This is a genomic window from Pseudomonas baetica, assembly GCF_051216495.1.
Taxonomy (GTDB): Bacteria; Pseudomonadota; Gammaproteobacteria; order Pseudomonadales; family Pseudomonadaceae; genus Aquipseudomonas; species Aquipseudomonas baetica_B.
In genome coordinates this window covers 1-7,241 of the sequence record NZ_JBPKAM010000180.1, presented here as the reverse complement: position 1 = coordinate 7,241, position 7,241 = coordinate 1, and the positions used below count along the sequence as shown (strand labels likewise).

The following is a 7,241-nucleotide window of genomic DNA, read 5'->3' as shown; positions in this document are numbered from 1 at the left end:
GGATATCCGCCGCCCTTGTGGGAGCGAGCCTGCTCGCGAAGGGGCCATCAGCCTCATCACAAAACCCAACCTTGTTTGCTGAATCGAAATTATTTTCATCCAGCCCTATCACTTTTCGAATCTCGTCCGGCACGTAGGCAATTGAGAAGTATTCACTTTCAGGAGCCGCTGTATGTCCCGTTCGCTAGACACCTTGTTGCGCCCCAGTTTGCTGGCGGTTGCCATTGCCTTTTGCACCCCTTTGGCCAGCAGCCAACTGATCGCTGCTGAACAGGTCTCCAGCGTTCGCGCCTACAACCTGCCAGCTGCGCCATTGGCCAGCACGCTGAACCAGATCGCCAGCCAGGCCGGTCTGGCGCTGTCCTTGAACCCTTCGCTGGCGGCAGGCAAGACCTCCGCACCGGTCAAAGGCCAGTACGATGCGGCCAGCGCCCTGCGCGAAGCCCTGCGCGGCACCGGTCTGCAACTGGAACAGAGTGGCGGTACCTACACTCTGGTGGCCGTGCCCGAGGGCGTGATGGCCCTGCCGGCAACCAGCGTGATCGGTGTGGAAAGCACCGAAAGCGCCTGGGGCCCGGTGGAAGGTTATGTGGCCAAGCGCACCGCCGCGGGCAGCAAGACCGACACCGCACTGGTTGAAGCACCGCGTTCGATCTCGGTGGTCACCCGCGAGCAGATGGACGATCGCAACGTGCACACCCTCGACGCCGCCGTGCGCTACTTGCCGGGCACCACTGGCGCCAGTTTCGGCAGCGACACCCGCGCCGACTGGTTGCGCGTTCGCGGTTTCGAGCCGACCCAATTCCTCGATGGCCTGCCACTGCCCAAGGGCGTCTATGCCAACCCCAAGCAGGAAACCTGGAACCTCGATCGCCTCGCCGTACTGCGCGGCCCCGCTTCCTCCGTGTACGGCCAGACCCCACCGGGTGGCTTGCTGGACATGGTCAGCCGTCGTCCCAGCGCCGAGTCCAGCAATGAAATCCAAGTGCAATACGGCAGCGACAACCATCGCCAGATCAACTTCGCCAGCACCGGCAAGATCGACGATGAAGGTCAGTTCCTCTATGGCCTCAGCGGTGTGGTGCGCGATGGCGGCACGCCCATCGACCATATCGACGACAAGCGCTACAACATCGCGCCGAGCCTGACCTGGAACATCGACGACGACACCCGGTTCACCTTGCTCACCCAATTCACCCGTGACGATACCGGCATCACCAGCCAGTTCCGTCCGATCCAGGGCACCAAGCTCGACTCGCCATTTGGCGATATCTCCCACCACAAGAACCTGGGCGACCCGGACTGGGAATACTACGACCGCACTTACTACGCACTGGGCTACGCCTTTGAGCATCGCATGAACGATGTCTGGCAGTTCAGGCAGAACCTGCGCTACACCAAGTCGGACCTGTCCTTCCAGGCCCTGACGCCCGGCGCTTACCCGTTCACCCAGGTCGATGCCGACGGTAACATCGGCCGCACCAGCACCTCGACCGACGAAGACATCAGCCAGTTCGCCGTGGACAACAACCTGCAGGCTGACTTCGCCACCGGCGACATCCTGCACACGGTGCTGATCGGCCTCGATCACCAGCGCACCAACACCAACTACACCTCGATCTTCGGTGATGGCCTGACCACCAACGTCAACAACCCGATCTACGGCCAGCCCATCGTGCGTCCGCCACGCTCGACGGCGTTCTACGATTACAACCAGAAGACCAATCAGACCGGCCTGTACGTGCAGGACCAGATGGCCCTCGACCAATGGCGCCTGACCCTGGGTGGTCGTGAGGACTGGGTGCATACCAGCACCAAGTTCTTCAACAAGGGTGATGCCACCAACACCGACCGCAACAAGAACTTCAGCGGCAACGCAGCGATCAGCTACGTATTCGACAACGGCTTCGTGCCGTACCTGTCCTACGCCGAATCGTTCCAGCCGGCGAGCAACGCCGATACCTCCGCCACCGACTCCTTCAAGCCGACCGAAGGCAAACAGTGGGAACTGGGCATCAAGTACCAGCCACCGGGCAGCAACACCTTGTTGACCGCTGCAGTGTATGACCTGACCCAGAAAAACGTCTCGGTCACCAACAACATCGGCGGCATTCCGGTCACCAGCCAGACCGGTGAAGTGAAGGTCAAGGGCCTGGAGCTGGAAGCCGTTTCCGACGTGACGGAGAACCTCAAGCTCACCGCCGCCTACACCCTGGCCAAGTCCGAAGTGCAGGATGGCGAGTTCAAGGGCAATCGCCTGCAACTGATGCCTAACCAGACCGCTTCGATGTGGGCTGATTACACCTGGCACAACGGCGTACTGGACGGCTTCGGTGTCGGCGCTGGCGCCCGTTACACCGGCAACACCTACGGTGACCAGGCCAACACCAACCTGGGCAAGGCAGACGCCTACACCGTGTTCGACGCCGCCGTTCATTACGACCTCGGCCGCCTGGACAACAGCCTCAAAGGCGCGTCGCTGGCCGTCAACGCGACCAACCTGCTCAACAAGGATTACATCTCGACTTGCGACAGTTTCTACTGCTACTACGGCGACCTGCGCAGTGTTGTCGCCAGTGCCACTTACAAGTGGTAACGGCTTGATCTGACACGCCCGGTACCCAGGCCGTCCTTCGAGGACGGCTTTGGTATTTCTGGAGGCTATGAAATGAAAAGTAAAACAATTCGCCGCTGGTCCTTTATCCACACCTGGACCAGCCTGATTTGCACGGTGTTTCTGCTGCTGTTGGCGCTGACCGGCCTGCCGTTGATCTTCCACCACGAGATCGACCATCTGCTGGGCGATGCGCCTGAAGTGAAGGACATGCCGGCGGACACCCCGCGCCTGAATTTGCAGGAATTGGTGGCGGCAGCTGAAAAGCATCGCCCCGGCGAAGTGATGCAGTATTTTGGCTTCGAAGACGATGAGCCCAACGCCGTACTGACCATCATGGCAGCGACCGCGGGCACTGAACCGAACTCGTCCCATACCTTCATGCTTGACGCCCGCACCGGCGACGCCTTGGAAACGCCGTCGGCCAATGGCGGCTTCATGATGACCATGCTGCGCCTGCACGTGGACATGTTCGCCGAGCTACCAGGCAAGTTGCTGCTGGCGTTCATGGGCCTGCTGTTCGTCGTCGCGATCGTCTCCGGCACGGTGTTGTACCTGCCGTTCATGCGCCGCTTGAAATTCGCCACCGTGCGCCAGGACAAATCCACCCGCCTGCGCTGGCTCGACCTGCATAACCTGATTGGCGTGGTGACTTTGACCTGGGCGCTGGTGGTGGGCGTGACCGGCGTCATCAGTGCCTGTGCCGACCTGATCATCGCGGCATGGCGCAACGACAGCCTCAGCGCCATGGTCGCGCCTTACCGCGACGCGCCACCGCTGACGCATCTGGCGCCGGCTACGCGCCTGCTCGACATCGCCGGGGAAGTTGCACCGGGCATGCAACCCGACTTCATCGCCTTCCCCGGCACCCGGTTTTCCAGTGAGCACCATTACGCGGTGTTCATGAAAGGCAGCACGCACCTGACCTCGCACCTGCTGACACCGGTATTGATCGACGCCAGCACCTTGCAGGTCACCGCCGTGGCCGAGCGCCCCTGGTACATGGACGCCATGGGCATGTCGCAACCGCTGCATTTCGGTGACTACGGCGGCATGCCGATGAAAATTCTCTGGGCGAGCCTCGATGTGCTGACCATCATTGTGCTGGGCAGTGGCGTTTATCTGTGGGTGGTGCGGCGCAAGGCGACGAAACCCGTGCTGGAAAAAGCGGAGAGTGTGGCATGAAGCCGAGGCAGTCGAACTTCTGGAAAGTCTTCGGCACACCCACCGTCATTGCCCTGTTCACCGCAGCAGGGCTGTTCGCCGCGCTGCTCGGCGATGGCATATGGGACGCCCTGAGCTGGATCGGGCTGGGCATTCCCGCCGCCCTCGCCCTGCGCGGCCTCCTGCAGCGCCACTGAACCCGGATAAACACTGATCCCCTGTGGGAGCGAGCCTGCTCGCGATGAAGACATTGCATTCAACATCTCTGTTGACTGATGCACCGCATTCGCGAGCAGGCTCGCTCCCACAAGGGGGACACATGTTTATCCGGGATATTGAGTAGCCCCGCAACACGCTATGCTGCCTCGACTCCGCCACCGACCGAGACCCCGCCATGTCCGCCCCGAGCATGACCCTGTACCACAACCCCCTCTCCCCCTTCGTTCGCAAAGTCATGGTGCTGCTGCACGAAACCGGTCAACAGGACCGTGTCGCGCTGCAGAACTGTGTACTCACCCCGGTCGACCCAGACCAGGCGCTGATCGACGACAACCCCCTGAGCAAAATCCCCGCCCTACGCCTGGCCGACGGCAGCGTCATCCACGACAGCCGCGTGATCCTCGACTACCTCGATCACCAGCACGTTGGCAACCCGCTGATCCCCCGCGATGGCTCCGCCCGCTGGCGGCGCCTGACCCTGGCGTCGATGGCCGACGGCATCATGGATGCCGCGGTGCTGGTGCGCTACGAAGTCGCCCTGCGTGCGCCGGAAAAACACTGGGACAAATGGCTGGACGGCCAGCGCGACAAAATCCGCCGCGCCCTGGCCGTACTGGAAAAAGACGCCATCGCCGAGCTGACCAGCCATTTCGACGTGGCGGCGATCAGCGTGGCCTGCGCGTTGGGTTATGTGGACTTGCGCCACCCGGACCTGGACTGGCGCACGGCCAATCCGCAGCTGGCGGCGTGGTATTTCGAGGTGAGTCAGCGGCCTTCGATGATTGCGACTATGCCGAAGGTTTGACGATCAGCAATCCGGTTTGTCGGCCGTAAACCGCCGAGCCGGATTCACCGCCGCACCAAACTCCCGCAGCGCCTTCGCGCCAATCAACAGCGGATAATTGAAACTGCTGCGATCCGTCAAATTCACCTCAACCGTCCGCTTCACATTCCCCAGGCACAACTCCAGATCAACCACCGGCCGCTTGGTCGGCGCCGCCACTTCTTCATCCTCATCCTCTTCGGAACGGGTCTTGATCTTGCTGATCCGCGCAATCTTGTGCTCATACACCTTGTTGCTCGCATCCTTGGTCGCCAGGCGGAAACGCACCCAATCCTCGCCGTCGCGGGTGAAGGTTTCGATGTCTTTGGCCGAGAGCGATGCGGTCAGGGCGCCGGTGTCCATCTTGGCCTTGAGCACTTCGCCGCCGATTTCCGGTAGGGCGATGTATTCGTAGCGGCCGTAGAGGGTGGGTTCGGCGGCCAGGACTGGCAGGGCGACGAGGGACAGCAGGGCGAGGAGGGATTTCACTTGTTCGTTGTCCTTGAAAGATGGGCAGCGGAATTTTAGACCGTCAGTTGGCAAATCGTTCGTTCTCCAGATCGCTTCGCGAGCAGGCTCGCTCCCACAGGGGAAACACATTCCATTGTGGGAGCGAGCCTGCTCGCGAAGAGGCCCGCACCAACGACACAACTCGCTGATCAGTTGAATTGTGATCGAGCTTACCGCCAGCAACGTGAAACATTCGTCACCCACCGATTTGGCCTGCCGCCCGAAGCCACTTATCATGGCGCGCCCACACGTTTCCAAGAGTTGCCTATGCGCCGCCTGCTCACCGGCAGTTTCGTCACCCTGCTGCTTCTGCTCAACACCCTGGTCCTGATCGGTCCGTTGATGGTCTTCGCCCTGCTCAAACTGGTTCTGCCCGGCCGTTTTCGCGATTACGCCTCTGGGGCGGTGATGTGGATCGCCGAGACCTGGTCGGAAATCGACAAGTTGATCTTCCGCCTGTGCATTCCCACCCAATGGGACATTCGCGGTGGTGACGACCTGCGGCGTGACACTTCCTACCTTGTGATCAGCAACCACCAATCCTGGGTCGACATCCCGGCGCTGATCCAGACGCTGAACCGGCGCACGCCCTTCTTCAAATTCTTCCTCAAGAAAGAGCTGATCTGGGTGCCCTTCCTGGGCCTGGCGTGGTGGGCGCTGGATTACCCGTTCATGAAGCGCTACACCAAGGCCTTCCTGGCCAAGCATCCGGAACTGGCGGGCAAGGATCTGGAAATCACCAAACAGGCCTGCGAACTGTTCAAGCGCCAGCCGGTGACCGTGGTGAATTATCTGGAAGGCACTCGTTTCACTGCTGCCAAAAGCGCTCAACAGCAGTCGCCGTTCCGCCATCTGCTCAAGCCCAAGGCCGGTGGCGTGGCGTTCGTGCTGGCGGCCATGGGCGAACAGCTCGACGCTATCCTCGACGTGACGGTGGTCTATCCGCAGCCGAAGATTCCGGGTTTCTGGGATTTGATCAGCGGCAACGTGCCGAGGGTCATCATCGACATTAAGACCCGCGAACTCGACCCGGCGCTGTGGCAGGGCGATTACGAAAACGATCCGCAGTTTCGTGAAACGGTCCAGAACTGGGTCAACCAGCTCTGGACCGAGAAGGACGGTCGCATCGACGCCTTGCGCGCCGAGCGCCGCTGATCAGCTACCGGTGACCGCGTTCATGCCGTTGACCACGTTCATGCCGGTGCCCCAGATCCCGCCCAGGTTTTGCAGCAACGAAGCGGTAACGCCCTGTTGACCCAGGTATTGCAGGATCACCGGGGCAAACAGGCCAACCATGCCTGTGTCCATGCCCAAGGCGCCGAAGGCGTTGTTCAGGTCATTGGTGTTCTTGACGTTACCCAGGGCGTTATTCAACCCGGCCACCTGGCCGGTGGAACCGAGCAACCCGGCAAGGGCACCCAGCTCCCCGCCTCCCGACAGGATGTCGAGGGCCGGCACGCTTTTGGTCAGCTCGGCATAGTCGGTCGAACTCAACTGGTTCCGCGCCAACCCAAGCATCGCCCCGGCGCCGCCGAGAGCTTGCTGTGGCGTAATGTTCAACGCGCTCAGCGCGCCCAGCAAATCGTCGCTTTCCGAATCCGGCTCGGCCTCGGTGGCCGCATTGCCGTTCATCCCGGAAATGGCATTGGCCGCATCGCTCAGGGTGAGCTGGGCAAAGACCGGGCTGGCCGTCAGGGCCAGGAGCGATGCCAGTGCAAAACCGCGTGAAATCTTCATCCAGACACCCTCAATGAAAACCGCCCGGAAATGGGCGGCGAAAACTGAGCGTTGGACTAGCGTCCATCAACATTGTTCCCACCCCTGCGGGCCTGCCATCGCTTTTGTAGGAGCTGCCGAAGGCTGCGATCTTTTGATCTTGAAAAGCAAAATCAAAAGATCGCAGCCTTCGGC

Annotated in this window: 7 protein-coding genes; 5 read left to right on the top strand and 2 right to left on the bottom strand. The window is 61.2% G+C overall.

Annotated elements, in window-relative coordinates:
- Window positions 1-172: 172 nt before the first annotated feature.
- The 4 genes from ACSFE6_RS30425 (at window position 173) to ACSFE6_RS30410 (ending at window position 4,802) form a co-directional block, all read left to right on the top strand.
- Window positions 173-2,596: a TonB-dependent siderophore receptor gene (locus ACSFE6_RS30425; protein ID WP_435431074.1), complete on the top strand. Its 2,424-nt coding sequence runs from the start codon at window positions 173-175 to the stop codon at window positions 2,594-2,596.
- Window positions 2,597-2,668: 72 nt separating this feature from the next.
- Window positions 2,669-3,799 carry a PepSY-associated TM helix domain-containing protein gene (locus ACSFE6_RS30420; protein ID WP_435431073.1) on the top strand — a complete coding sequence of 377 codons (1,131 nt, stop codon included), beginning with the start codon at window positions 2,669-2,671 and terminating at the stop codon, window positions 3,797-3,799.
- The gene (locus ACSFE6_RS30415; RefSeq protein ID WP_435431072.1) at window positions 3,796-3,975 is read left to right on the top strand and encodes a hypothetical protein; all 180 of its coding nucleotides are present in this window, start codon (window positions 3,796-3,798) and stop codon (window positions 3,973-3,975) included. Before ACSFE6_RS30420 ends, ACSFE6_RS30415 begins: the two co-directional genes overlap by 4 nt.
- Before the next feature lie 197 nt (window positions 3,976-4,172).
- Entirely contained in the window at window positions 4,173-4,802 is a 630-nt protein-coding gene (locus tag ACSFE6_RS30410) for a glutathione S-transferase (RefSeq protein ID WP_435431071.1), read from the top strand.
- A gap of 3 nt (window positions 4,803-4,805) precedes the next feature.
- Here the strand turns inward: ACSFE6_RS30410 and ACSFE6_RS30405 are convergent, their stop codons facing one another.
- Window positions 4,806-5,309 (bottom strand): ATP-dependent zinc protease family protein, encoded by a 504-nt coding sequence (locus ACSFE6_RS30405; RefSeq protein ID WP_435431070.1) that lies wholly within the window; start codon window positions 5,307-5,309, stop codon window positions 4,806-4,808.
- 288 nt (window positions 5,310-5,597) lie between these two features.
- Here ACSFE6_RS30405 and ACSFE6_RS30400 point away from each other — a divergent pair, with 288 nt between their 5' ends.
- Window positions 5,598-6,485, top strand: coding sequence for an acyltransferase (locus tag ACSFE6_RS30400; RefSeq protein ID WP_435431069.1), 888 nt, complete (start codon window positions 5,598-5,600; stop codon window positions 6,483-6,485).
- On the opposite strand, the gene ACSFE6_RS30395 is transcribed toward ACSFE6_RS30400, so the two are convergent.
- Window positions 6,486-7,067 (bottom strand): DUF2780 domain-containing protein, encoded by a 582-nt coding sequence (locus ACSFE6_RS30395; protein WP_435431068.1) that lies wholly within the window; start codon window positions 7,065-7,067, stop codon window positions 6,486-6,488. It abuts the gene before it with no gap.
- Window positions 7,068-7,241 lie beyond the last annotated feature (174 nt).

What these genes read in the sequence shown, in the direction of transcription:
- ACSFE6_RS30400 (WP_435431069.1), top strand. Translation starts at nt 5,598, where the DNA reads ATGCGCCGCCTGCTCACCGGCAGTTTCGTCACCCTGCTGCTTCTGCTC.
- ACSFE6_RS30425 (WP_435431074.1), top strand. Translation starts at nt 173, where the DNA reads ATGTCCCGTTCGCTAGACACCTTGTTGCGCCCCAGTTTGCTGGCGGTT.
- ACSFE6_RS30420 (WP_435431073.1), top strand. Translation starts at nt 2,669, where the DNA reads ATGAAAAGTAAAACAATTCGCCGCTGGTCCTTTATCCACACCTGGACC.
- ACSFE6_RS30410 (WP_435431071.1), top strand. Translation starts at nt 4,173, where the DNA reads ATGTCCGCCCCGAGCATGACCCTGTACCACAACCCCCTCTCCCCCTTC.
- ACSFE6_RS30395 (WP_435431068.1), bottom strand. Translation starts at nt 7,067, where the DNA reads ATGAAGATTTCACGCGGTTTTGCACTGGCATCGCTCCTGGCCCTGACG.
- ACSFE6_RS30415 (WP_435431072.1), top strand. Translation starts at nt 3,796, where the DNA reads ATGAAGCCGAGGCAGTCGAACTTCTGGAAAGTCTTCGGCACACCCACC.